19 protein-coding genes, 2 tRNA genes and 3 pseudogenes are annotated in these 22,710 nt (G+C 71.2%); 12 read left to right on the top strand and 12 right to left on the bottom strand.

Translation table 11 applies throughout. The features are described 5' to 3' along the window. The first annotated feature begins 188 nt into the window (after positions 1-188). The 3 genes from O7615_RS02915 to O7615_RS02925 are packed head-to-tail and all read left to right on the top strand — an operon-like array spanning position 189 to position 4,779. Positions 189-1,106, top strand: a complete 918-nt coding sequence (locus O7615_RS02915; RefSeq protein ID WP_278175629.1) for a glycosyltransferase — start codon at positions 189-191, stop codon at positions 1,104-1,106. Continuing rightward, positions 1,103-2,998 carry an ABC transporter ATP-binding protein gene (locus O7615_RS02920; protein WP_278175631.1) on the top strand — a complete coding sequence of 632 codons (1,896 nt, stop codon included), beginning with the start codon at positions 1,103-1,105 and terminating at the stop codon, positions 2,996-2,998. Before O7615_RS02915 ends, O7615_RS02920 begins: the two co-directional genes overlap by 4 nt. After that, positions 2,995-4,779 (top strand): ABC transporter ATP-binding protein, encoded by a 1,785-nt coding sequence (locus O7615_RS02925; RefSeq protein ID WP_278175632.1) that lies wholly within the window; start codon positions 2,995-2,997, stop codon positions 4,777-4,779. The genes O7615_RS02920 and O7615_RS02925 overlap by 4 nt, the downstream gene beginning before the upstream one ends. A 35-nt stretch (positions 4,780-4,814) precedes the next feature. On the opposite strand, the pseudogene O7615_RS02930 reads toward O7615_RS02925, so the two are convergent. The 4 genes and pseudogenes from O7615_RS02930 to amcA form a co-directional block, all read right to left on the bottom strand. Then, a pseudogene (locus tag O7615_RS02930) lies at positions 4,815-5,503 on the bottom strand (pentapeptide repeat-containing protein). A gap of 86 nt (positions 5,504-5,589) precedes the next feature. Then, positions 5,590-5,826: pseudogene (locus O7615_RS34280) on the bottom strand (radical SAM protein); the annotation flags it as partial. Beyond that, positions 5,823-6,173 carry a hypothetical protein gene (locus tag O7615_RS02935; protein ID WP_278175634.1) on the bottom strand — a complete coding sequence of 117 codons (351 nt, stop codon included), beginning with the start codon at positions 6,171-6,173 and terminating at the stop codon, positions 5,823-5,825. The gene O7615_RS02935 and the pseudogene O7615_RS34280, both read right to left, overlap by 4 nt. Then, positions 6,170-6,334 carry a multiple cyclophane-containing RiPP AmcA gene (gene amcA / locus O7615_RS34285; protein ID WP_347405118.1) on the bottom strand — a complete coding sequence of 55 codons (165 nt, stop codon included), beginning with the start codon at positions 6,332-6,334 and terminating at the stop codon, positions 6,170-6,172. Before amcA ends, O7615_RS02935 begins: the two co-directional genes overlap by 4 nt. A 424-nt stretch (positions 6,335-6,758) precedes the next feature. Between amcA and O7615_RS02940 the strand changes: the two genes are divergently transcribed. Next, a complete protein-coding gene (locus O7615_RS02940) occupies positions 6,759-8,096 on the top strand; it encodes a hypothetical protein (RefSeq protein ID WP_278175636.1) in 1,338 nt (445 codons plus the stop codon). Then, positions 8,093-8,668 carry a flavoprotein gene (locus O7615_RS02945; RefSeq protein WP_278175637.1) on the top strand — a complete coding sequence of 192 codons (576 nt, stop codon included), beginning with the start codon at positions 8,093-8,095 and terminating at the stop codon, positions 8,666-8,668. Before O7615_RS02940 ends, O7615_RS02945 begins: the two co-directional genes overlap by 4 nt. A 154-nt stretch (positions 8,669-8,822) precedes the next feature. Here O7615_RS02945 and O7615_RS02950 read toward each other — a convergent pair. Then, positions 8,823-8,898: transfer RNA gene (locus O7615_RS02950), tRNA-Lys, on the bottom strand. A 187-nt stretch (positions 8,899-9,085) separates the two neighbouring features. Between O7615_RS02950 and O7615_RS02955 the strand changes: the two genes are divergently transcribed. Together O7615_RS02955 and O7615_RS02960 are read left to right on the top strand one after the other, a co-directional pair. Then, on the top strand, positions 9,086-10,339 hold the full coding sequence (locus O7615_RS02955) for an Ig-like domain-containing protein (RefSeq protein WP_278175638.1): 1,254 nt from the start codon (positions 9,086-9,088) through the stop codon (positions 10,337-10,339). 127 nt (positions 10,340-10,466) lie between these two features. Further along, positions 10,467-11,744 carry an Ig-like domain-containing protein gene (locus tag O7615_RS02960; protein WP_278175639.1) on the top strand — a complete coding sequence of 426 codons (1,278 nt, stop codon included), beginning with the start codon at positions 10,467-10,469 and terminating at the stop codon, positions 11,742-11,744. 52 nt (positions 11,745-11,796) lie between these two features. Here the strand turns inward: O7615_RS02960 and O7615_RS02965 are convergent, their stop codons facing one another. The 3 genes from O7615_RS02965 to orn all read right to left on the bottom strand — a co-directional run bounded on the left by O7615_RS02965 (position 11,797) and on the right by orn (position 13,876). Further along, positions 11,797-12,984: a Fic family protein gene (locus O7615_RS02965; protein WP_278175640.1), complete on the bottom strand. Its 1,188-nt coding sequence runs from the start codon at positions 12,982-12,984 to the stop codon at positions 11,797-11,799. 131 nt (positions 12,985-13,115) lie between these two features. After that, a tRNA-His gene (locus tag O7615_RS02970) sits at positions 13,116-13,191 on the bottom strand. 94 nt (positions 13,192-13,285) lie between these two features. Beyond that, positions 13,286-13,876 (bottom strand): oligoribonuclease, encoded by a 591-nt coding sequence (orn, locus tag O7615_RS02975; protein WP_278175641.1) that lies wholly within the window; start codon positions 13,874-13,876, stop codon positions 13,286-13,288. A 73-nt stretch (positions 13,877-13,949) separates the two neighbouring features. Between orn and O7615_RS02980 the strand changes: the two genes are divergently transcribed. After that, entirely contained in the window at positions 13,950-15,245 is a 1,296-nt protein-coding gene (locus O7615_RS02980) for a glycosyltransferase family 87 protein (RefSeq protein WP_278175642.1), read from the top strand. 82 nt (positions 15,246-15,327) lie between these two features. Here the strand turns inward: O7615_RS02980 and O7615_RS02985 are convergent. The 3 genes and pseudogenes from O7615_RS02985 to O7615_RS02995 all read right to left on the bottom strand — a co-directional run. Further along, a pseudogene (locus O7615_RS02985) lies at positions 15,328-15,726 on the bottom strand (hypothetical protein); the annotation flags it as partial. Positions 15,727-16,392: 666 nt separating this feature from the next. After that, positions 16,393-17,169, bottom strand: a complete 777-nt coding sequence (locus O7615_RS02990; protein ID WP_278175643.1) for a YcnI family protein — start codon at positions 17,167-17,169, stop codon at positions 16,393-16,395. A 13-nt stretch (positions 17,170-17,182) separates the two neighbouring features. Further along, positions 17,183-18,844, bottom strand: a complete 1,662-nt coding sequence (locus O7615_RS02995; RefSeq protein WP_278181958.1) for a copper resistance protein CopC — start codon at positions 18,842-18,844, stop codon at positions 17,183-17,185. Positions 18,845-19,143: 299 nt separating this feature from the next. Here O7615_RS02995 and O7615_RS03000 point away from each other — a divergent pair, with 299 nt between their 5' ends. From O7615_RS03000 to O7615_RS03015, 4 genes are read left to right on the top strand one after another with little or no spacing between them, the layout of a single operon-like run. After that, complete coding sequence (locus O7615_RS03000; RefSeq protein ID WP_278181959.1) at positions 19,144-19,647, top strand: sigma-70 family RNA polymerase sigma factor; 504 nt, start codon at positions 19,144-19,146, stop codon at positions 19,645-19,647. Then, positions 19,644-20,144, top strand: a complete 501-nt coding sequence (locus O7615_RS03005) for a MauE/DoxX family redox-associated membrane protein (protein ID WP_278175644.1) — start codon at positions 19,644-19,646, stop codon at positions 20,142-20,144. Before O7615_RS03000 ends, O7615_RS03005 begins: the two co-directional genes overlap by 4 nt. After that, complete coding sequence (locus tag O7615_RS03010; protein ID WP_278175645.1) at positions 20,137-20,853, top strand: thioredoxin domain-containing protein; 717 nt, start codon at positions 20,137-20,139, stop codon at positions 20,851-20,853. The genes O7615_RS03005 and O7615_RS03010 overlap by 8 nt, the downstream gene beginning before the upstream one ends. Next, complete coding sequence (locus tag O7615_RS03015) at positions 20,850-21,947, top strand: hypothetical protein (RefSeq protein ID WP_278175647.1); 1,098 nt, start codon at positions 20,850-20,852, stop codon at positions 21,945-21,947. Before O7615_RS03010 ends, O7615_RS03015 begins: the two co-directional genes overlap by 4 nt. Here the strand turns inward: O7615_RS03015 and O7615_RS03020 are convergent. Then, the gene (locus O7615_RS03020; protein WP_278175649.1) at positions 21,937-22,707 is read right to left on the bottom strand and encodes an ABC transporter ATP-binding protein; all 771 of its coding nucleotides are present in this window, start codon (positions 22,705-22,707) and stop codon (positions 21,937-21,939) included. The two genes, O7615_RS03015 and O7615_RS03020, sit on opposite strands and share 11 nt — an antisense overlap. Positions 22,708-22,710: the final 3 nt, after the last annotated feature.

The following is a 22,710-nucleotide window of genomic DNA, read 5'->3' on the forward strand; positions in this document are numbered from 1 at the left end:
AAGAGGGCGCGGCGAGCGCACGGGCGAGGATGCCCCCGCGTCGATCGCCCTGACACGCTGGGACGACCCGTCCTTCGCGCGTACCCGCAGACCGTGCGGGTGAGAGCCACGATGGTCATTGGAAGATCTGTTAGCCTCGATCGATCTCCGTGCGCATCGTTCGTAGCCGTTGACCACTAGGAGACAAGATGGCCAACTCGCGGCGCTGTAGCGTGGTAATCCCGACCTACAACCGGGCCGAACTGCTCGGCCACACACTGGAGTCGCTGACCCGGCAGAGCCTTGCGACCGACCAGTTCGAGGTCCTGATCGGTGACGACGGGTCCACCGACCACACCACGTCGGTGATCGACCGCTACCGGGACCGGCTCGACCTGCACCACCTCTATCAGGAGCACGACGGCGTCGGCGCCACCCGGGCCCGCAACGCGGGCATCCGGCGGGCGGCGGGCGAGATCTGCGTGATGCTCGACTCCGGCGTCATGGCGCACTCCACGATGCTCGCCGCGCACCTGGCCAGCCACGATGCGGCGCCCGGGCCGGTCGCCGTGATCGGCTACGTCTACGGCTTCGACCTCGACGGCGGGAACAACAGCGAACTCGAACGGTTGATCGACCCGTTGGACCCCGACGGGACGATCGAGCGGCTCGCCACCCGGCGCGACTACTCCGACGTCCGTGAGGGGTTCTATCTCCGCTACGACAACGACGAGTTCGCCGACCTTCCGGCGCCGTGGATCATGTACTGGACGTGCAACGTCTCGGCGCGTACCCGCCAGCTGCACGACGTGGGCCTCTTCGACGAGACCTTCCGCACCCTCGGCGGTGAGGACCTGGACCTGGGGTACCGGCTGCACTGTGACGGGGCACGCTTCGTGCTCGACCGCGCCGCCAGATCCGTGCACTACCCCCACCCCAAGGACTTCAGCCAGAACCTCACGGACGCGACGATCAACTACCAACACATGAACGCGAAGTACCGCTCTCCGGTCATGCCGCTGCTGCTGGCGACTCCGACCATTCACCCGTTCAACATCAACGATGTGATCGCGGTGCTCGACCTGCCGCCGGAGGCCACCCGGATGGACCGGAAGCAGGCTCGGTGACGAGCTGGTGGCACACCGCACTGGCGGAGTTCGGCAAGCGGTGGAGCATCGTCCGGATCCTGCCGCGCGCCGGCGCCCGGCTGGTCGTCGGCCTCGCCGCGATCAACATCGTGCTGGGTGCCCTGCCGGTGGTCTTCGTGGTCGCCACGAGCAACCTGCTCGGCCGGGTGCCCGAGGCGGTCACCGGCGGCACCGGCTCGGCGGCCTGGCGCTCCCTGCTGGCCATCTTCGCGGTGGCCGCCGCGGCCTTCGTCGGCCAGCAGATCGTCGCGCCCTTCCAGGGCTCGCTCGGCGAACTGATGGCCCGACGCGTCGATGGCCAGATGTTCGACGAACTGATGACCGCCGCCCTGCGGCCCCGGGGCATCGCGCCCCTGGAGGACCAGGCCGCTCTCCAGGATCTCCGGGCCGCCGTCGACGAGGTGCAGTACGGCTTCCAGAGCCCTGGCCAGGCCTGCGCCGGCCTGCTCGCGCTCGGCGCCCGGTACGTGCAGCTGATCGGCTACGCCACGATCATCGCGCTCGCGTTCGCCTGGTGGGCGGCGTTGGCCCTGGTCGTGGTGGTGCTGCTGTTCCGCTACGGGCAGCGCAACGGTATCCGTCACTACTCCCGGCTGCGCTACGCCCTCGACGGGCCCGAACGCAAGATCGACTACCTGCGCGGGCTCGGTATCCAGCCGCCGGCCGGCAAGGAGATCCGCGTCTTCGGGCTCGCCGGCTGGTTGACCTCGACGCTCGAACAGGCGTACCGGTCCTGGCTGGCCCCGCTCTGGGTGGCCCGCCGGCGGCTCTACCTCTGGCCCTTCTTCCGATATGCGCTGGTCGGGCTGGTCCTCACCAGCATGGTCTTCGCCCTCACCGGGCGCGCCGCGGCCGGCCAGCTGACGCTCACCGGCTTCGCGCTGGTGATGCAGGCCAGCCTCGGCGCGCTGCGGCTGTCGGAGTTCTACCCCGAGGCGGACAACCAGATCGCCGTGGGCATGACCGCCTACGACGCCGTCCAGCGGTTCGCGCAGCGGGTCGAGGCGTACCCGGCCGAGGTCCGCGACAACGGTGCTGACCGGCCCCCGGCGGTCGCGCCGACCGTCGTGCCCGACCCCGTTACCACGATCCACTTCGACCAGGTCTCCTTCGCCTACCCCCGGCAGGACCGGCTCGTGTTCGACCAGCTCGACCTGACGATCCCGGTCGGCCGCTGCACCGCGATCGTCGGCCTCAACGGGGCCGGCAAGACCACCCTGGTCAAGCTGCTCGCCCGGCTCTACGAACCCACCGGCGGCGCGATCCGGGTCGACGGCGTCGACATCCGCACCTATCCGGTCAGCCAGTGGCGCCGCAAGCTCGGCGTCATCTTCCAGGACTTCGCCCGCTACGAGATCTCGGCGGCGGCGAACATCGGCTACGGCGCGATCGACGCGGCCGACGACCGCTCGGGCATCGAGCAGGCCGCCCAGGCGGTCGGCATGGCCGACGACCTGGCGCGGCTACCCAGCGGGCTGGACACCCCGCTGACCAAGCAGATCGGCGGCGGCACCGACCTCTCCGGTGGGCAGTGGCAGCGGGTGGCACTGGCCCGCGCCCTGTTCGCACTGCGTCACGGGTCACCCATCGTGGTCCTCGACGAGCCCACCGCGAGCCTCGACGTCCGCGCCGAGGCCCAGTTCTTCGACGAGTTCGCCGAGCTGACCCAGGGCGCCACCACCCTGCTGATCTCGCACCGCTTCTCCACCGTCCGGCAGGCCGACCACGTCGTCGTGCTGACCGACGGCAAGGTCGCCGAGCAGGGCAGCCACGACGAACTGATCGCCCTCGGCGGCCGGTACGCCCGGTTGTTCCGATTGCAGGCCGACCGGTTCACCGACGCCGCGCAGCCCGAGGAGGTGGCGACGTGACCCACGTGCTCGCCGGCTGCCGGCAGCTCCTGGCCACCGCGTGGCGGATGGACCGCATCCGGACGATCGGCTCGATCGTCCTGATGGTCTGCGGTGCGCTCGCGGCACCGCTGCTCGCCGTCGGCCTCGGCGCGATGACCGACGCCGTGGTGGCGGGCAGCTGGCGCGAGGGGGCGCTCTACGGTGTGCTGGTCGCCGTCCTGGCCATCGTCACGCTCACGTTCAGCCACTTCGCCCACGTGCTCTACTTCGAACTCTCCGAACTCGCCGAGATCGACTTCGACCGCAAGCTCATCGGCCTCTCCAACGGAGCCGTCGGCATCGGCCACCACGAGCAGGCCGAACAGGCCGACTCGCTGACCGTCCTGCAGCGCGAGGCGCGCCGCTTCCGCATCGGGCTGGAGGCGCTGTTCGGCGGGGTGAGCCTGTTGCTCGCCATGGTGGTCACCGCCGTGCTGCTGGCCCGGCTGCACCCACTGCTCCTGCTGCTGCCGCTGGCCGCGATCCCCCCGCTCTACACCGGGCGGCTGGCCGAGCGGCGCCTCGACGCGGCCAAGACCGCGACCGCCGAACCCGTCCGCCTCTCGCTCAACCTGTTCAACCTGGCCACCTCCTCCCGTCACGCTGGCGAGGTGCGGGTCTTCCGGCTGGAGGAGCAGCTTCGCCGCAGGCGTGCCGAGCTGTGGGAGCGCGGCACCGCCGGACTGCACCGGGCCCAGACCACGGCCGCCGCCACCCTGGTAGCCGGGCAACTGGTCTTCGCCGCCGCGTACGTGGGCGGTGTCCTGCTGATCCTGCGCGACGCCACCACCGGCCGGCACAGCGTCGGCGCGGTGGTGCTCGCCGTGGCCCTCGCCGCCCAGGTCAACCAGCAGGTCACCACGGCCGTCACGCTGATGCAGGACCTCCTCCGGATGGCCAGCGCCTACCGCCGGATGGAGCAGCTCGGCACCGCGGTCGCCCTCCCGGGCAAGGCCTCCGCCGATCAGCTGCCGCCGCAACGGCTGCGGGACGGGATCGTCTTCGACGGCGTCGAGTTCAGCTACCCGGCCAGCGACGCGGCCGCGCTGCGCGGCGTCGACCTCGCCCTGCCCGCCGGCTCCGTCGTCGCGGTCGTCGGCGAGAACGGCGCCGGAAAGACCACCCTGGTCAAGCTCCTCTGCGGCTTCTACCAGCCCACCCGGGGTCGACTGCTGGTGGACGGCGTGGACCTGCGCGAGCTGTCCATCGAGGCGTGGCGGCAACGGATCTCCGCCGGTTTCCAGGACTTCGTCCGCTACGAACTGCTCGCCCGCCAGGCGGTCGGTGTGGGCGACCTGGCCCAGATGGACGATGCGGCGGCCGTGCGGGCGGCGCTGGAACGCGCCCGGAGCACCGATGTGCTCACCCACCTGGCGGAAGGGCTGGAGACCCAACTCGGCAAGAGCTACGCCGACGGCGCGGAACTGTCCGGTGGTCAGTGGCAGAAGCTGGCGCTCGGCCGGGCCCTGATGCGCGAGACCCCGCTGCTGCTGGTGCTCGACGAGCCCACCTCGGCGCTCGACCCGGAGGCGGAGCACGGTCTCTTCGAACGGTACGCCGAACAGTCCCGTCGGGTCGCCGCCACCACCGGCGCGATCACCCTGCTCGTCTCGCACCGGTTCTCCACCGTCCGCATGGCCGACCAGATCATCGTCGTACGCGACGGACGGATCGCCGAGATGGGCAGCCACGCCGAACTGATCCGCGCCAACGGCCAGTACGCCGAGCTGTACGCCCTCCAGGCCAGGGTGTACCAGTAACCACCCCGCACGGCGAACGCCACACGGTCAGGCGGTCAACCGCCGTGCACATCGCTTCGTCCAGCCTCGGCACGGATGGCGATGCGCAGGCCATCAACGGTCAGCCGAGTGAGTTCAGGGAGCTGGGTCTCGCTCAGCGTGACGCCGTGCAGATTGTCCAGCGGTGCCGTCAAGCCGTGCAGTCGGTTGCCTCGAAGGTCGGCGCCGTCGAGACGGCAGGAGTCCAGTTCCAGGTCGCTGAGGTCACAGGAGCGCAGCGCGATGCTGGGCAGCCGGCAGGATGACCAAGTGCCGTGGACGAGAACGCAGTCGATGAAGCCACCGAGCCGACGGCGCTGACCCGATTCAGGGTGGCGTAGTCGAACCGACAGCCCTCGAACAGGACGTCTTTGAGGCGTACGTCGGTGAACCGCGTGCCGGTGAACCGCGAACCGGTGACCGAGCACCGCTCGATGCTGACGCCGGTGAGGGTCGCCCCGGACAGGTCCGTCCGCACAATCTCGGTGCCGTAGAGAGCCCCACCCTCCCAGGTGATCTCACCGAGGTCCGCAGCGGTGATCCGGCTACCCCGAATGCTCAGGTCTGCGATCTGTGCACCGCGCCAGGAAACCCCGTCGACAAGGCCGTCGAAGATGTCGTCAGACAAGTCGGTGACCTGGTCGAGGTCCTCCGGGTCGAGGTCGGGCAGGAGAACCGTCGCGTCACCCACGGTGGTCGTACGCATGTCTCCCTCAACCTGTCCGGACGCGGGGTGGGCACGCCCACCCCGAACATCGATCGGGTGCGGCCTGTCGGCGGGCTACTTCTTCTTGTTGGCTCGCCGCCGCGCCACACGACGCTGACCGGGTGGGCGCTGTCCTGCCGCTCGATCGACCGTACGCACGCGGTCGGGATTGACATCGACATCAGCGAGCGAGACCGCCGGTCGGGCAGGTAGCAGTTAGGTGCAGTCCAGGTTGCAGAACCTGGTCGGTGGACATCCAGCGTGTGGAACCTGCCGGCAATCGCCGGCTGGCCATGGGCATGGATAAGGCCGATGGCGCTCACGGCGATGCCTCCTCGTCTCTGACCGCCGTGGCGGTATTGGCGCGGTGGACCCGAGTGCGGGCGGGCCAGCCGAGGAACCGGTCGAACAGGAAGGCGGCGCCACCCGTCTCGGTGGGATCGAGCCGGTGCAGATCCTCGATCGCGTCGTGCAGGCAGCTGGCCAGGTAGAGAAACAGGCTCACCGGGCTGTCCTGGTACTCGGCCACGAGCGCGAGCTTCGCCGCACCGCAGGGCCACGGATGACCGCACCGCCGGCAAAGCCACAGCGGACGCGTCGGCAGATGCTCCTGCCGGAACAGCGCTGCACCACTCGCTCGAACAGGTCCCTGGTCCCGATCCCCGGTCATCGGCGACCGCCGTCCCGGACCTGCCGCTCGAACAGCTGACGCCACCCGTAGGTGAGCAACGGTGGATCAGCCGGGTCTGGCCACACGACCGGCCGAACCCCAGCACCCTGGTCTCGCGGTAGCTCGCCGGTCGTGGCGTGACGCGAGACGTACACGGTTATGACCGGCCCTTGCGCGGAACCGTCGCCTGTGCGCGGTGGGCTTGCCGGCATACCGGCAAGCCCACCGCGTTCAACCAGCGGCCGGGAGCGGACCGCCGGCCACCCGCCCACGCAGCCCTGTTGGCGGTACGCGAACGGGGAGTCACCCGTGCGGTCGACGGAGTACCCGGCGGGAGCACTTGCCGGTGCGTCGGGTCGCGTTCCGACCTGTCGCCGATAGGCACGTCCATGTGGAACTCCCTGGCGTGAGATTGCCGCTGGTCAGCCGGTGAGCCTCTGGGGAACGGCGCGCCGGCACGTCCAGGCTGGTTCGAATGGCAGACCGACGGAATGTCCTGCCGGTGCATTGGCGGTGCACCTGCCGTCACCCCACGTACCGGTACGATCACCAGGCCGGCGACTGTCCGTTACGGAAGGACGTGCGATGGCTGCGGTAACGACCTGGACCGGCCGGGATGCGAACGCGCTGCGCAAGGCGTTGCGGATGAGCGTCACCGCCTTCGCCGAGCACCTGGGCGCGGCCCGGCGGACGGTGGCCAAGTGGAGCAGCCAGGGCTACAAGGTCATACCGCGCGCCGACATGCAGGCCGCACTGGACACCGTGTTGGCCCGAGCCACACCCGACGTCCGGGAACGCTTCGAGGCCCTGCGAGCGGCGGGAACCAGCGGCGCAACCGTGGGTGCCACACTGCCGGATGCCGCCGCGGATGCGGATACTGGCGGTGAGGGACACACCGACTTGGGCTCGGACGGTGACGTGCGACGAAGAAATCTCCTGCGCGGGGCGGCGATCGGCGTCGCCGCCGTGCCCAACGTCGTGCCATTACTCGACGCGCTCATCTCGCCACGCCATTCGAACGCGGTGGCGCTGTCCGCTCAGCAGTTTTCCCGGGCCGTGGCCACCGCAAAGATCGACTACCAGGCCTGCCATTACGAACGCGTCCTCGACCAGCTCGTAACGCTGCTGCCGGCCCTCACGTCGGCCACGGCCGGTGCCGCGAGCGAGCAGCAAACGCAGATCGAGGTCCTGGCCGCGGACCTGTACCACGTCGTCGGCAGCGTCCTGCTCAAGGTGGGTGACCGAGGAATGGCCCTGGTAGCGGCGGAGCGCAGCACCCAAGCCGCCGCAGCCAGTGAGGACCCGGTGGCCGTCGCCGCGAGCGCTCGGATCATGACCCACGCCCTGATGAGCAACGGCCACGACGAGCAGGCGGTGACCCTCGCCGAGAGCACGGCCGGCATACTCGACCGGGACACGCGCCTCGCGTCAACTGAAGCAGTGGCCGTCTACGGCGCACTCGTCCTCCGAGGTGCCGTCGCCGCCGCTCGCAGCGACGACCGGGACACCGCACAAGCGATGCTCGATGAGGCAAGCCGCGCCGCTGCCCGACTCGGCTACGACGGCAACGACCGGTGGACCGGCTTCGGTGCCACCAATGTTCTGCTGCACCGGGTCAACATCGCCCTGGCCCTTGGCGATGCTGGAACGGCCATCGCGATCGCTCGCACGGTACCGCTGGACAAGGTCACGCTCGCCGAGCGCAAAGCCTCGCTGTACGTAGACGTCGCCCGCGCCTACACCCAGTGGGGGCGCTATGAGCACGGCCTGACCTCGCTGAGCATGGCGTACGAAGTGGCACCCGAGGAGATCCGCTGCCGCCCTGCCGTCCAACGCATCGCCGCCGACCTGGCGCTCCTCACCAAGGGCTCCGCCCGCACCGCCGTCATCGACTTCGCACGAGTGGCCGGGATCCGGCTATGACCGGCGGTCACCTGCAGATCGTCGTCTGCGCCGCCGGCCCCGCCGCCGACGTGACCCAACTGATCAGCGTCGCGCAGACGCACTCCTGGACGACCGCCGTCACCGCCACGCCCAGCAGCGTCGACTTCATCGACGCCCCTGCGATCGAGAGGCTGACCGGTGCCGCGGTGCGATCCAGCTACCACGCATCCCCCGGCAACCGCCGCTCGCTACCCGCCACCGACGCCCTGATCATCGCACCCGCGACGTACAACTCGATCAACAAAATCGCCCTCGGCCTCGCCGACAACTACGCCATGACCTCGGTCGCCGAACTGATCGGACGGCAGGTGCCGACCGTCATCGTCCCGTTCGTCAACGCCGCACTCGCCGCCCGCCTGCCCTTCCGCCGCGCCGTGGCAGGCCTCCGCGATGAAGGCATACGGATCCTGCTCGGTCCCAAAGACGGCTGGGAACCACACCCGCCCGGCAGCGGGCAGAATCAGCAGCGCGCCTTTCCCTGGAAGATGGCGTTCGAGACAGCGGCCCGACTCGCCCACCCGGATCGATCGGCCACCTCCGACCACGGCTGATCGAACCATGCCCAACGCAGGCATCCATGGCATCGCACCGCGCCCCACCGGCGCCAATGCGGCCCAGCGGTTGCCGAGCGCACCCAGGGCCACCTGCGTCGTACGCGAAAAGGCCCCGACCGGCAGAGTTCTACCAGGTCAGGGCCTTGCTCGGTGGTGCGCCGCCAGGGACTCGAACCCCGAACCCGCGGATTAAGAGTCCGCTGCTCTGCCAGTTGAGCTAGCGGCGCTCGCTGACAACGGGGAGAACACTAGCACGCACTCCGAACGGGGTTCCAATCCGATTCCCCGGGTCGTCCCTTCGGCCGAGCTTGACGGACATTTGGTGAGAACGTCACACGAAGTGTGGGACCGGGGTGATGCCGGGAGGCAGCGATACGGCACGATGTCCGCCAGGCGCGAAGGACAGGGGTGGGCATGGGCAGGTTCGCGCGGGCGGGGGCGCTGCTGGGCGCCGTGGGCCTGGTGGCGTCGCTGGCACTCTCGGGTTGCACTGCGACATCTGAGGTCGCCCAGTTCGTGGAGGGCGACCAGCCCGAGGTGACCGACTCGGCGACACCGGGGGCGCCGGACACACCGAGTGGGCCGCCGCTGGCGCTGAGCCCGGCCGATGGGGCGAAGAACCGGCCGGTCAGCGTGGAGATCGCCGCGAAGCTGCCGGGTGGCGGCAAGGTGTCGCAGGTCACGCTGACGACCGAGGACGGCAAGAAGGTCAAGGGCAAGCTGCGTACGGACGGCTCCTCCTGGGTTCCGTCGACGCCGCTGAAGTGGTCCACGCGCTACACCGCCACGGTCACCGCGAGCCGGCCCGACGGCACGGTCGGCGAGGGCACCAGCACCTTCACCACGATGGCCAAGCCCGGCTCGATGATCACCTCGGGCCTCTACCTGTTCAGCGACCGAACCTACGGGGTGGCGATGCCGGTGGTGGCGGAGTTCCATCCGGGCATTCCGGCCAAGGACCGGGCCGCCGTGCAGAAGCGGATGTTCGTGCAGACCGACCCGCCGCAGCCGGGCGCCTGGCACTGGGTGAGCAACGGCACCCAGGCGTACTACCGGGCGCCGGAGTACTGGAAGCCCGGCACCAAACTGTCCGTACGCATCGCGCTGGCCGGCATCCCGCTGAGCAACGGCCGGTACGGCAACGTCGACCGCACGGCCACCGCCAAGATCGGCTCCGCCTTCGAGATGAAGGTGACCAACAGCGACAAGCAGATGCGGGTGTACGAGAACGGCCAGCTGATCCGCACCCTGCCGGTGAGCCTGGGCAAGAAGACGACCCCCTCCTCCAGCGGCACCCTCGTGGTGATGGAGAAGAAGGAGTCGACCGTCTTCGACACGATGGACGACCCCGACCCGGCGAACCGGTACGTCACCGACATCGACTTCGCCCAGCGGATCACCTGGGGCGGCGAGTACATCCACGCGGCACCCTGGTCGGAGCACGTCCAGGGGCGGCAGAATGTGTCCCACGGCTGCGTGAACGTCTCCATGGCGAACGCCCGCTGGCTCTTCCAACGCACGAAGATCGGTGACCCGATCACCATCAGCGGCACCGAGCGCAAGCTGGCGCCCGGCAACGGCTGGACAGCGTGGAACCTGAGCTGGTCGGAGTTTGTCAAGGGCAGCGCGCTGCCAGTTCCGGACGGTGGTGCCGGTCCGGCCCTGTAACCGGGCAAGATATGTCACTATCCGGACATCCCCCGCTCCACGTGTTTCGGTTCACCTTCCGCAACGGGTACGTGTTCCCGTGCGTCAGTGATGTGGACGGGCAGCGGACCATGACTGTGAGGACACCATGCGAGTTCGGGACCAGCGCAACCGGAGGCGGGGGGTGCTCGCCGCGGGAATGCTCGCCGTGGCGTTGGCGCTGACCTCCGCCTGCACCGGCGGCAAGGGCGGCGACAAGGGGCCGGGCTGGCAGGACGGTGTCGACCAGCCGGCCGCGAAGGCGTCGGTGAGCATCAGCGAGCCGGCCGCCGACGCGAAGGACGTGCCCGCCGCCACGGCGATCACCTTCGTCACCGAGCAGGCCGAGGACACCACCGTCGAGGTGACCGGCGCCGACGGCGCGGCGGTCGACGGTGAGCTGGCGGCGGACGGCAGGAGCTGGCTGCCGTCGAAGGCGCTGGACTACGGCGGGTCGTACACCGCCACCGTCACCGCGACCGGCGACGACGGCCGGCCGGTGACCGCCACCAGTGCCTTCACGGTGATGGCACAGCCGCAGCAGCAGGTGCGGATCAGCAGCTTCCTCGGCGACGACCAGACCGTCGGGGTGGCCATGCCGCTGATCGTGCGGTTCGGCCGGGAGATTCCGGAGAAGTACCGCGCCGACCTGCAGCGCCGGATGACGGTGACCTCGGAGCCGGCCCAGGAGGGCAGCTGGCACTGGGTCAGCCCCACCGAGGTCCGTTACCGGCCGAAGGAGTTCTGGCAGGCGGGCAGCAAGGTGTCGTACCGGGTGCAGGCGGGCGGCCTGCCGCTGGGCGACGGCTGGTACGGCCGGGCCGACTTGACCGTCGACATCAAGATCGGCCCGAAGCTGCTCATGACGGTGGACAACCGGACCAAGCGGATGGTGGTCACCCGGGACGGCTCGACGATCAAGACCATCCCGGTGAGCCTGGGCAAGAAGAGCACCCCGTCCTCCAGCGGCACGATGATCGTGATGGAGAAGCTGCGCAAGACCGTCTTCGACACGTACGACGAGCTGGGCCCCGAGGACGGCTACCGGACGAAGATCGACTACGCCCAGCGGTTGACCTGGGGCGGCGAGTTCATCCACGCCGCGCCTTGGTCGGAGGGGCAGCAGGGCACCACCAACGTCTCGCACGGCTGCGTGAACGTCTCGATGGCCAACGGCGCCTGGCTGTTCACCAACACCAAGGTCGGTGACCCGATCGTGGTCAAGGGCACCGAGCGCAAGCTGCAGCTCGGCAACGGCTGGACCGATTGGAACGTGAGCTGGGAGGAGTACGTCAAGGGCAGCGCCCTGCCGTACGAGCCGGCGGAGGACGGCGCGGACGACGCGGACGACCCGGATCTCTCGCCGAGCGAGACCCCCACCGCCTGAACCCGTGCCGCACCATCCCGGCACGGACGCTGAAGCCCTCAGCCGGAGCTTCTCACGGATCGGCTGAGGGCTGAGGCCCCACCGCGGCGGCGGCCTTCGTGGCGAGTACCACGGGCATCCCGACGTAGGGATCCTCGATGGGAGCACGTTGCTGACGAATCCGTTGGCGTACCTGCTCCAGTACGGCACCGGCAACGTAGTGCCGGCCCCGCCGCTCGCCGCGCGCCTCCAGCAGGCCGTGCTCGGCAAGTCGAGCAAGATCGCGACTGGCGGTACGCTCCTCGACCTGGGCGAGTTTGATGTAGAGGGGACGCCGCACCCGGTACCCGAGGACGGCCTCGTACAGCAGGCCCGTCACCCTCTCTGGAAGCGTCTCCTGCGCCACCAGAGCGTCGAGTTCGGCCCAGATCGCCGATGCCTCTTGGAATCGCCGGGCAACCGTCTGCGCCTGCATGTGATGAGCGCGCAGGTTGAACGACACCCAGAGATCCGCCGTGCCCTCGGGGCTCCACCGCCCTCTGCCGGTGATGGCGAGGACCCGGTAGTAGTCCTCGGTATTGCTGCCCAACCACTCTTCGATGCTGGAGAACGCCGGCTCGACGATGGCCTCCCGGGAGAGCACCAGGGTCTGCAGTGCACGCGCCATGCGGCCGTTGCCGTCCCGAAACGGATGGATCATGACCAGGTTCAGATGGGCCATCGCCGCCCTGACGAGTGGATCCGCAGGCTCGTCAGAGCGCAGATGCCGCGCCAGTTCCTCCAGCAGCCCAGGTACGTCGCCCGCGTCCGCACCCTCGTACACACGGCGGTCGGTGCGCTCGTCGTACACGTAGATCGGTCCGGACCGGTACTGCCCGGGGCTCTTCGACAGATCATGCGAAAGCATCATGTAGTGCATGCTGCGGATGACGGAGGTGTCGAAACGGAAATAGGGATCAGCGGCGCTCTGCAGAACGTAACCCAACGCCTGCCGATAGCCACGGATCTCCGCGAACGTCCGCTCGTCAGCGCTCAACGGTTCCTCGTCGTCCAGCGCGGCGGCGGCGTCGTCCTCGGCCACCACGTATCCTTCGATGCTGTTCGAGCCGAGGATGGCCCGGGCGAGCATGGTCTTACGCAGGCCTCCGGTCCAGCGCCGAGGCGTCCGGAGAACGTCGGCGAGAGTGCGCCGCATCTCGTGGATCTCGCCCAGGACCGAGCGATCTTTGCTGGTCAGTTCGGGCGTCGCGTAGATCATCATCGCTGTCCTTATGTCTCTATCAATGAGACAACGGTACGGCCCATGGCACCGTGGCGCAAAGAAAGAGACAAAGAGACATGACACCGGAACGGAACGGGTCAGGCCCCCTCGCGGGGAGGGGGCCTGACGTGTGGGGTGACTGATGGGAATTGAACCCACGACAACCGGGACCACAACCCGGTGCTCTGCCAACTGAGCTACAGCCACCATGCCGCCGCACCCGGTCGACTGCCCGGGGCGGGTGCGGAGAAATCATACCCCCACCACGGCCGACCGCGTCCAGCGGGTTGCCGGCGGGCGCTCAGAGGCCGGCGGCGATCGCCTTGGCGCTCTCCACGTCGGGCCCGGGCAGCGGGACGAAGATCGTACGCCGGTAGTACTCCAGCTCCCGGATGCTCTCCCGGATGTCCGCCAGGGCCCGGTGCGCCAGGCCCTTCTGCGGCTGGCCGAAGTACACCCGGGGGTACCAGCGGCGGCACAGCTCCTTGATCGAGGAGACATCGATCATGCGGTAGTGCAGGTGGGCGTCGAGGCGGGGCATGTCCCGGGCGATGAACCCCCGGTCGGTGGCGATCGAGTTGCCGCAGAGCGGGGCGGTCCGCGGATCCCTGACGTGGCGGGTGACGTAGTCGAGCACCCGCTCCTCGGCCTCGGCCAGGGTGATGGTGGAGCGGCGCACCTCGTCGGTGAGGCCCGACTTGGCGTGCATCGTCCGGACGATCTCCGGCATCGCGTCCAGCGCGGCGTCGTCAGCGTGGATCACCACGTCCACACCCTCACCGAGCACGTTGAGATCCGGATCGGTGACCAGCGCGGCGACTTCGATCAGCTTGTCGCCACCGAGGTCGAGCCCGGTCATCTCACAGTCGATCCAGACGAGAAGATCAGCCACCGGGACAGCCTACGCGCAGCCCAAGACTCGTGGCTGCGCGCCGCCGGGGTCACCGACCGCTAGGGTCTTCCCCGTGCCCGCCGAACCCGCCACACCACCCAGCGTCGACCTCGACGGCCCTGGTGACCGTATGGCGCGCCGGGTTCTGGGGGCGCTGGCGCTCGCGGCGGCGCTTCCGGCGCTCTACCTTCCGGGGACCGTCCACAACTTCTTCGACCTGAAGATCTACATGTCGGCGATGGACTGGTGGGCGGCCGGCCACCCGCTCTACGACTACGTGCAGCCGGATCGGGTGCAGGGGGAGCTGTACTTCACCTATCCCCCGTTCGCCGCGCTGCTCCTGCTGCCGTTCTCCTGGCTGAAGCTGGGCGCCACGGTGGCGATCTTCACCGGGCTGACCCTGCTCGGCGTGGTGGTCACCACGAAGTGGCTGCTCGATCCGGTGATCCGTCGGCACCGCCTGCCCCACCTGTTCACCCTCGTGGTCGGGATGCTGCTCGTGCTCGGGGTGGAGAGCACCCGGGAGACGATCACCTTCGGGCAGATCAACATGCTGCTGGTGGTGCTGATCCTGGCCGACCTGCTGTTCGCCGTACCCCGGGGCAGTCGCTGGGCCGGCGTGGGCATCGGCCTGGCGGCGGCGCTCAAGCTGTTCCCGGGCATCTTCGTGGTCTACCTGCTGGCCGGCCGGCGCTGGCGGGCGGCGACGGTGGCCGCGGCGACCGCCGCCGGGGCGACCCTGCTCGCCGCCGCGGTCGCACCCGCGGACTCCTGGCGGTTCTGGACGCACGAACTGTGGGCCACCGACCGGGTCGGCCGCACCGACTACACCGGCAACCAGTCCCTGTTCGGCCTGCTGAGCCGGCTCACCGCGCCGGAGGAGCCGAGCCGGCTGGTCTGGTTGCCGCTGGTCGCGGCCGTCGTCGGGTACGGGCTGTGGCGGGCGGTGCGGGCGTCGCAGGCCGGGGACGCGCTCACCGGCCTGACGCTGACCGGGTTGGTCGCGGCGTTGATCAGCCCGATCACCTGGACGCACCACATCTACTGGTTCATCCCCGCCGTGGTGATCATTGCCGACGCGGCGTTGGGCGCGGATCCGCGCACCATCGCCGGTGCGCGCCGGCGCCGCCGGCTGGTGACGCTCGCCGTCGCCACCACCGCCATCATCGTGTACGGCGTGGTGTCCTTCTACGACTGGGGAGTCGCGCCCTCGCCCACCGACAGCCCGTGGGAGTTCCTGCTCCGCAACGCGTACGTGCTGCTCTGCCTGGCGCTGCTGGTCGTCCTGCCGGTGCGCCCCAAGGCCGACGTGCCGCAGCGGCGAGGCACAAAGACGGACACTCTTCCCGAGACGCCCATCCACCGGTAATCTCCCCCGATAACACCGATTTCCCCCGGTGAAGGGGCGGCCCTCCGCGTCGGCAGCACGGAGGGCCGCCCACTCCGCGAGGTTAGCGGGGTGGGGCGGAAGGGCGGAGGGAGCGGGGAGGAAGGTGGGGAGCGGGGAGGTCGGCGAGGGTTTCGGGGCGGGGTACGGGGCCGATCGCCGCTCGGGTGGTGGCGGGCACCGCCGCGGCCACCGAGACGAGTTGACGCTCGGGCAGCCGGCGAGGGCCGGGCTGCGCCGGGGCACCCAGGCCGCTGAGCGAACTCACCCCGAGCCGCCCGGCGAGCAGCGGCACCTGATCCGGCTCGACCACGAAGACCACCTCGCGCGGGTGAACCGGGCGCAGCAGCACCAGCGCGGCCAGGATCACCAGCAGCGTTCCGCCGGCGAGCGAGCCCCAGGTCGCCGGGGCGATCCACCCGGCGCGTAGCTCCGCGCGCAGGTCCAGGGTCACCTCGGCCCCGCCGTCGGGCCGCATCAGCACCAGGCTCAGCCGCTGACCGGCCAGGTCGCCCGGGCTCCATTCGAGGACGCCGGCGCCGGCGCGCACCCAGAAGGTCTGTGCGGCGGGCCCGGCCGGCACGGTCGGCGGCGTACCGTCCGGCGGGGTGACCTGCTCCAGGCGGACCGGCAGCGGACCCCTGGCCAGCGCCATGCGCTGGACCACGGCGTGCGGTGTCCCCGTCAGCCACCGCTGCGCCTCCTCGGCCGGGGCCAACCCGACGAAGGCCGGCCCGTCGGGGGTGCGCGCATCCAGCCGCAGCCGGGCCTGCCCGCCCCGGGCGAACGGCACCTCCTGCCGCACCAGCGCGTCGAGGTCGGCCACCACCACCGCGTGCCCGGGGGTCTGCACGGTCTCGAACCGGGCGGTGAAGGCCCCGCCGGGGTCGGCGTGGCCGGTCAGCAGACCGAGCGCGGCGGCGCCGAGCAGCGCGGTGGTACCGATGGTCAGCATCAGCATTCCGGTCAGCGCCCACACGAAACGCATCCGCCCTGTCCCCCTCCGTAGCCAGATACCCGGCCGACCTTACCTATGTCGACCGGCCAATCAGCGGATATCCACGGCACGGACGTCGAAAACGGGCGGGCCCACCGGGTGATCCCGGCGGGCCCGCAGCTCTGTCGGTGGTCAGGACGTCGACGCCGCCTCGTCGCCCTGGGCCGCGCCGCTCTCGACCGCGTCGCTCTCGCGCCGGGTACGCGCGAACGCCAACCCGCCGAGCGCCAGCCCGCCGAGCCCGGCGATCAGGCCGGCGAGACCCAGCCCGACGGCCAGCCCGTTGCCGTCATCGCCGTCGTCCGCGCCGGCCGCTGCGGCGGGCGACTCCTCCGGTGCCGCCGTCGGTGCGTCGGCGGCCGCGGCGGTGAGGGTGAGCACCGGCGCCGGGCTGGCCGGCTCCTCGCCGCCGGGCTCCGGCTCGTCGATCCAGCGCACCACGGCCCCGTCGGAGTAGGTCTGCAGCGCCTTGAAGACCATCTGGTCCACCTCGGGCAGCGGGCCCAGGGAGACCGGGAACTCCTGGAAGGTGCCCGGCGCGATCGCGGCCCCCTCGCCGGCGGTCCAGGTGACCTTGGACACCACCTCGGTGATCTCGCTGCCGTGCACCTGCACCGGCGGGTCGACCTGGCGCTTCTCCACCGCCACCGTCCAGCCGGGCACCGGCATCGTCGACACCGAGCCGACCGGGGCGTTCTCCGGCAGGAAGACCTCCAGCTTGGTGGTCGACGCCGTGTCGCTCTCGTTCGGCACCCGGAACGCGAACCGGCCGTAGCCGCCCTGGGTCGCCTCCCTCGGGTTGACGGTGACGTGGGCCGACGCGGGGGCCACGAAGCCGAACACGGCCGCGGCGACGGCGCCGAGCGTCAGGGCGGCAGCGGCGGCAGTGGTACGCCGGTGACGGATCATCGATGGAACCTCTCTAACGGATGGGCACGGTGGCGGTCACCGTGGCCTGGTCGATCTCGGTGGTACGGGCGGTGACGCGCAGCTCCCACTCCCCCGCCGCAGGCAGGTTGATCTCCCCGGTGGCGTGGTTGTCGGTAAGCGGGAGCAGCGGGACGGTGATCGGCTCGATCCCGGCCGACGGCAGGGCGACGGAGGCGGACCACTCCACGACCGGCTGCGGCTGGTTGTCGAGCGTGTACGCGTAGAAGTGCACGGAGTTGTTGCCCCGCTCGGCCGGCGACATCTCGATCTGCATCGAGTAGAGGGAGCTGTCCACCGTGGTGGTGAAGTAGCCGCTGTCGGCGGCGGACACGTCCCCCGAGACGCTACGGGCCGGGGTGGTCTGCACCAGGCTGGCCGACACACCGAGCACGATCGTGGTGATCGCCAGCTCCACCCAGATCGCGCGGCGCACCGGGGCCGGTCGGCTGGCCGCCACCCGGGTGCGCACCAGATGCCGGGAATACGCGGCCACCGCGAGGACCACACCGAAGAGCCCGATCTTGGCCAGCACCAGCTGCCCGTACGAGGTGTTCATCAGTGCCGTCGGAGTGCCGACCTCGATCAGCGCCTGGACGATGCCGGCGAGCAGCAGGGCGGAGATCGCCAGGGCGGCCCAGCGCGACCAGATCGGCAGGATCGCGCCCAGCTCCCGTTCGTCCGCCCGGGGCAGCAGGAACACGGCGAGCATCACCAGCCCGCCCAGCCACACCGCCATGGCGCCCACGTGCACCGCGTCGACGAGCACCGACACGGCCGGCGCGGGCGAGGCCGCCGGGTGACCGGACAGCGGCCAGGTGAGCAGTGATCCCGCCCCGAGCACACCGAGGACCACCAGGTCGGCGCGGCTCACCGAGCCGGCCAGCAGGGGTCGGAGCAGGAGCACCGCCGCGGCCAGAATGCCCAGCCGGACGAGGTGGGCCGCGCCGAAGGCACTGCCGAGCACCAGCCTCAGCCCGTCGCCGGTGACGTCGAACGGCCCACCGCCGTTGGTGTACGGCACCTGCAGCAGTGTCACCGCGACCGTGGCGAGCGCCACCAGCCCGAGACCGATCCAGGCCAGCCGGGCCGGTCCGCGCCGGGACAGTCGGCGCGGCCAGAGCAGTGCGAGCACCAGCGCCGGCCCGACGACCAGCAGCAGGCCCGCGTAGCCGACGAACTTGGCGACCTTGATCGCATTGCCGACCGCCGGGTCGGCCCGGCCGTCGTCGCCGGTGTCCACGGGCGGTTCGGAGGGCGCGCCGACGGAGTAGGTGAACGCGCCGGAGACCGGGTGGCTGTCTGCGGAGATCACCCGGTACGTGACCAGGTAGGTGCCGTTGCCGCCGGAGGAGTCGACGGGGATGTTGACCACGCCGCCGTTGAAGATCGGCTCGCCCCGGTCCGCGCGGGACCCGTCCGGTGCGATGATCCGGATCCTGTCGGGCACCCTGCGGACCGTCTCGCTGAAGGTGAGCACCACCTCGGCCGGTCCGGTGGGCACCACGGCGGATGCGGCGGGGCTGCTGCTGGAGAGCACGGCGTGTGCGCTGGCCGGGCTGGCCGGGGCGAGCAGCAGGGCGACGACGGTGACCAGCAGGCCGGCAGCGGCGGCCAGCCGGGCGAATCGGCGGTGGGCGGCAGTCATGCCGCCCATCGTCGCCGACAACACCCGTTTCAAGCGAGCAACAAACATCGATGGATGACGATACCCCATGATCGAGCGCGAGCGCGCAGTCGTGGGGCCGGGCGTCATATGCGGGTAGTCGGCCGAAACCCGGCAGAAGTTCCCGAAGTGGCGCAGCCCATGGAAGGGTCGAAGGACCCTGCTGCTCAGCGTGGCGCCGCGTAACCTGGGTTGTCGTGATCCCCGCTCCGCGCGATACTCCCCCGCGCGACACCGACACCGGCGCGTACCCGCCGGAGCCGACCGTCGAGTCGGCCACCGGCTGGGCGCTGGCGGCCCGCGACGGCGACCCGGCCGCCCTGGCCGCCTTCGTGCGCGCCACCCAGGCCGAGGTGTGGCGGTTCGCGGCGGCGCTGGTCGATGCCGACAGCGCCGACGATCTCACCCAGGAGACCTACCTGCGGGCGTTGCGCGCGCTGCCCGCCTTCGAGGGGCGCTCCAGCGCCCGCACCTGGCTGCTCGGCATCGCCCGGCGGACCTGCGCCGACCACCTGCGCACCGTGGTCCGGCGGCGGCGGCTCGACCAGCGGCTCACCGCGCACGCGTACACCGACGTGCCGCATCCCGACCCGGCCGGACAGCTCGGCGCGGCCGACCTGGTCCGCCGGTTGGCCGCCGAGCGGCGCAGCGCGTTCGTGCTGACCCAGCTGCTGGGCCTGTCGTACGCCGAGGCCGCCGCGGTGGAGGGCGTGCCGGTGGGCACCATCCGGTCGCGGGTCGCGCGGGCCCGGGCCGACCTGGTCGACGCGGCCGGCGAGGCGCTGGCCGGGTGAACGCGAACCCGCTGCGCACCTGGCGCCCGTGGCTCGGGCTCGCCGTCCGGCTCGGCCTGGCCGGGGTCTGGCTGTACGCGGGCTGGTCGAAGGTCGGCGACCTGGCCGGCTCCGGCCGCGCGGTGCACGCCTACCAGGTCCTGCCGTACGACGTGGCCATGGTGGTCGGCGCGGCGCTGCCCTTCGTCGAGTTGGCCCTGGGCCTGCTGCTGGTGCTCGGGCTCGCCACCCGGCTGGCCGCCGGGGTCTCGGTGGCGCTGCTGCTGGTCTTCATCGCGGGCATCGCCTCGGCCTGGTCGCGCGGGCTGGCGATCGACTGCGGCTGCTTCGGCGTGGGCGGCGACCTGCCGGCCGGGCAGAGCCCCAGCTACCTCCCGGAGATCCTCCGGGACATCGGCTTCCTGGCGCTGGCCGGGTTCCTGCTGATCTGGCCCCGCTCCGCCGTCTCGGCCGACGGTGTGCTGACGGGCAAACCGGTGGAGGACGAGGATGAGTAGTCGTAAGGGGCGCAAGGACGCGGCCCGGGTGGTCCGGGAACAGCTGGCCCGGGAGCGGCGCCGCAAGCGGACGCTGTGGATCTCACTCGGTGCGGTGGTCGTGCTGGTCGTCGCCGGCCTGATCGGCTGGAGTGTCTGGTCGAGCCAGGAGTCGGAGGAGTTCACCGCGCCGCCGGGCGCCAACGACGCCGGCACCGGCATCGTGGTCGGTTCCGGGCCGGTGACCGTCGACATCTACGAGGACTACCTCTGCCCGGCCTGCAAGCAGTTCGAGCAGGCCAGCGGCGGCACCATCGAGCAGTTGGTCAGCGAGGGCAAGGTGCGGGTGGTGTACCACCCGGTGGCGTACCTGAACCGCTTCTCCAGCACCGAGTACTCGACCCGGTCCTCGGCCGCGTCCGGCTGCGCCGCCGAGGGTGGCAGGTTCACCGAGTTCGGCAAGGCGCTGTTCGAGCGGCAGCCGCCGGAGGGTGGCGCCGGGCTGAGCGACGACGAGTTGATCGACATCGGCGCCGGGGTCGGGCTGGACCGCGACGCCTTCGGCACCTGTGTCCGCGACGGGAAGTACCGGTCGTGGACGGCGCACGTCACCGCCGAGGCGAGCCGCGCCAACATCACCGGCACGCCGAGCATCCTGGTCGACGGGCAGCCGGTACGGGAGTGGACGCCGGAGAACATCACCGCCGCCGTGGAGGCGGCCGGCCGGTGACCCGGACCCTGCTGACCCGGGCCGGGCTGCTGCTCGCCGGCACGGTCACCGCGATCCTCGCGACCGCCGCCCCCGCCCTCGCGCACGGCGCGGACGCGCCGAACGGCACGGACTACCGCGTCGAGGTCGCCGAGGTGGCCCCCGCCCGGCCGGAGCTGCGGGTACGGGTGGTCGAGGCGGGTGCCCGGCTGGAGCTGACCAACACCGGCGGCGAGCCGGTCGAGGTGATCGGCTACTCGGGTGAGCCGTACCTGCGGGTCGGTCCGGACGGTGTCTTCGAGAACACCCGGTCGCCCGCGACGTACCTCAACCGCACCATCGTCGGGGACTCCGCGCTGCCCGCCGAGGTGGATCCGGCCGCCGCGCCGCAGTGGCGACGCGTCGACGGCGGGACGACGGTCCGCTGGCACGACCAGCGCGCCCTGTGGCGTGAGCCGGAACCGCCGGCAGCGGTCCGCGCCGCACCCGACCGCGAGCACCGGGTACGCGACTGGGTGGTGCCGCTGCGCGACGCGGAGGGGCCGGTGGAGGTCCGCGGCACCCTGGACTGGGTGCCGCCGCCCGACGCGTACCCCTGGTGGGTGGCCGCCACGCTCGGCGCGCTGGCGGTGGGCGCGCTCGGCCTGCTGCCGGCGGCCTCGGTCCCGGGCCGGCGGGCGCTGCTCGGCCTCGGCGGGCTGCTCGGCGTCGGCGGGGTGGCGGCGGTGGCGCTCGCCGTCGGGCGGGTGCTGGACGCCGGAGCGGAGGGGGTCGGCGGGGTGTTGGTCGGCCTGCTGACCGGCCCGGTGTGGGCCCTGCTGACCGGCCTCGGCGCGATCGTCGCCGGTGGTTGGGCGATGACCGGCACGTCGGCCCCGGACGGCCGGCCCCACGCCAACTTCGTGGTGGCGCTGGCCGGGGCATGCCTGGCGCTGTTCGCCGGGGTGACCAACGCCGCCGGGTTCGCCCGTGCCGTGCTCCCGGTGCCGTGGCCGGCCACGGCCGCCCGGGTGCTGGTCCTCCTCGTCGTCGTCGCCGGTGCCGGCGCGCTGGCCGCCGCGTACCTGCGCCTGCACGCCGCCGGCCGCCGCGCGCCGTCGACCGTCAGTCCCTGACCGGGCTGGACCTCCGGGTGGGACGGAACGGGTAGGGCAGTTCGAGACGGTGCCGGGCCAGCAGGTCCTCGTCGTCGAGGAGTGCCGGCGTCGGGCCGTCGGCCACGATCCGCCCGCCGTCGAGGATGATCGAGCGGTCGCAGAGTTCGAACGCGTACGGCAGGTCGTGGGTGACCATCAACAGGGTCACCGGCAGGGCGCGCAGGATGCCGGCCAGTTCCCGCCGGGCCGCCGGGTCGAGGTTGGACGACGGCTCGTCGAGCACCAGGATCTCCGGGCGCATGGCGAGCACGGTGGCCACCGCCACCCGGCGGCGCTGCCCGAAGGAGAGGTGGTGCGGGGCGCGGTCACGGTGCTCGGACATGCCCACCGCGGCCAGTGCCTCGTCCACCCGGGCGGTCAGTTCCGCCCCGCGCAGCCCGAGGTTGGCCGGCCCGAACGCCACGTCCTCGGCGACGGTGGGCAGGAAGAGCTGGTCGTCCGGATCCTGGAAGACGATGCCCACCCGGCGACGGATCTCCGCCAGCCGCGCCCGGTCCCGGTTCACCGCCAGGCCACCGACGACGATGTCGCCCTCGGTCGGGGTCAGGATGCCGTTGAGGTGCAGCACCAGCGTGGTCTTGCCGGCCCCGTTCGGGCCGAGCAGGGCGACCCGCTCGCCCCGCGCCACCGTCAGGTCGACGCCGTGCAGCGCGACGTGGCCGTCCGGGTAGGCGTACCGGACGCCACGGACGTCCAGGCTCGGCGCGGTGGGCTGCACGCT

Source organism: Micromonospora sp. WMMD1082 (assembly GCF_029626175.1).
Classification (GTDB): Bacteria; Actinomycetota; Actinomycetes; order Mycobacteriales; family Micromonosporaceae; genus Micromonospora.